Source organism: Streptomyces torulosus (genome assembly GCF_001419765.1).
Taxonomy (GTDB): Bacteria; Actinomycetota; Actinomycetes; order Streptomycetales; family Streptomycetaceae; genus Streptomyces; species Streptomyces torulosus.
The window spans coordinates 1-2,246 of record NZ_LIRK01000368.1 but is presented as its reverse complement, the minus strand read 5'-3'; the positions used below and the strand labels follow the sequence as shown (position 1 = coordinate 2,246).

Sequence of the window (2,246 nt, the reverse complement as noted above, 5' to 3'; positions counted from 1 at the left end):
CTACTGGCTGGGCCAGCAGGGCCGGCTCACCCACCCCGTGTACCTGCCCGAGGGGGGTGATCGGTACGAGCCGGTGTCCTGGGAGCGTGCCTTCGACATCGTCGCCGAGGAGCTGAACGCCCTCGGCTCCCCCGACGAGGCCCTCTTCTACACCTCCGGGCGCACCAGCAACGAGGCCGCGTTCCTGTACCAGCTGTTCGCCCGCGAGTTCGGCACGAACAACCTGCCGGACTGCTCCAACATGTGCCACGAGTCGTCGGGCTCCGCGCTCTCCGAGACGATCGGCATCGGCAAGGGCAGCGTCCTGCTGGAGGACCTGTACAAGGCGGATCTGATCGTCGTCGCCGGGCAGAACCCGGGCACGAACCACCCGCGCATGCTGTCCGCCCTGGAGAAGGCCAAGGCCGGCGGCGCGAAGATCATCACGGTCAATCCGCTGCCCGAGGCGGGCCTGGAGCGGTTCAAGAACCCGCAGACCCCGCAGGGCATGCTCAAGGGCGCCGCCCTCACCGATCTGTTCCTGCAGATCCGCATCGGCGGCGACCAGGCCCTGTTCCGTCTCCTCAACAAGCTGATCCTTCAGACCGAGGGCGCGGTCGACGAGGAGTTCGTGCGCGAGCACACGCACGGCTTCGAGGAGTTCGCGTCGGCGGCCCGCGCCGCCGACTGGGAGGAGACGCTCACCGCGACCGGTCTGACGCGCGAGCAGATCGACGAGGCGCTGCGCATGGTCCTCGCCTCGAAGCGGACGATCGTCTGCTGGGCCATGGGCCTGACCCAGCACAAGCACGCCGTGCCCACCATCCGCGAGGTCGTCAACTTCCTGCTGCTGCGCGGCAACATCGGCCGCCCCGGCGCGGGCGTGTGCCCGGTGCGCGGCCACTCCAACGTGCAGGGCGACCGCACGATGGGCATCTTCGAGCGGCCCGCCCCGGCGTTCCTGGACGCCCTGGAGAAGGAGTTCGGCTTCGCGCCGCCCAGGGAGCACGGGTACGACGTGGTGCGGGCCATCAAGGCCATGCGCGACGACCGGGCGAAGGTGTTCTTCGCGATGGGCGGCAACTTCGTGTCGGCGTCCCCCGACACGGAGGTCACGGAGGCGGCGATGCGCCGCGCCCGGCTGACGGTGCACGTGTCGACGAAGCTGAACCGCTCGCACGCGGTCACGGGCGCGCGGGCGCTGATCCTGCCCACCCTGGGCCGCACCGAGCGTGATCTGCAGGGCAGCGGGGAGCAGTTCGTGACCGTCGAGGACTCCATGGGCATGGTCCACGCCTCCCGCGGCCGTCTGGAGCCCGCGAGCCGGCACCTGCTGTCCGAGCCGGCCATCGTGTGCCGTCTCGCCCGCCGGGTCCTCGGCGAGGAGAGCCGCACGCCGTGGGAGGAGTTCGCGAAGGACTACGCGACGATCCGTGACCGCATCGCGCGCGTGGTGCCCGGTTTCGAGGACTTCAACGCGCGCGTGGCCGACCCGAACGGCTTCGCGCTGCCGCACGCCCCGCGCGACGAGCGCCGCTTCCCCACCGCCACCGGCAAGGCCAACTTCACCGCCGCGCCCGTGGAGTTCCCGGAGCTGCCCGAGGGCCGCCTGCTGCTGCAGACCCTGCGCTCGCACGACCAGTACAACACCACGATCTACGGCCTGGACGACCGCTACCGGGGCATCACGGGCGGCCGCCGCGTCGTCCTCGTCCACCCTGAGGACGCCGCGGAGCTGAAGGTCGCCGACGGCTCCTACGTGGACCTGGTGAGCGAGTGGAAGGACGGTGTCGAGCGCCGGGCACCCGGTTTCCGGGTCGTGCACTACCCGACGGCCCGCGGCTGCGCGGCCGCCTACTACCCCGAGACCAACGTCCTGGTGCCGCTGGACGCCACCGCGGACACCAGCAACACCCCGGCCAGCAAGTCCGTCGTGGTCCGTCTGGAACAATCGGCCACCGACTGAGCGTTTGCTCAGGCAGTCAGGCCGGTATACGACCGCCGACGGCACGCGGCGGTCGACGACGAACGGAGCCCCATGGGCGAGCAGCACCACGCCACGTTCCCGCAAGAGGTCATCGACGAGTACGCGGCACTAGGCGTCGACCTGGTCGCGATGTTCTCCGCGGGGCACCTGGGCACCCGCATGGGCGTGCAGATCGTGGAGGCGTCCGCGGACCGCGTCGTCGGCACCATGCCGGTCGAGGGCAACACCCAGCCTTACGGGCTGCTGCACGGCGGCGCGTCCGCCGTGCAGCAGCCCGTAA

The 2,246-nt window shown here is 70.7% G+C and carries 2 protein-coding genes; both read left to right on the top strand.

Annotated features, from left to right (window positions below; genetic code table 11):
• A partial coding sequence (locus tag AOK23_RS25065; protein ID WP_055714906.1) for an FdhF/YdeP family oxidoreductase occupies positions 1 to 1,945 on the top strand: 1,945 nt, incomplete at its 5' end.
• A gap of 72 nt (positions 1,946 to 2,017) precedes the next feature.
• Positions 2,018 to 2,246 (top strand): PaaI family thioesterase (locus AOK23_RS25060; protein ID WP_420823745.1); only part of this gene is annotated, 229 nt, incomplete at its 3' end.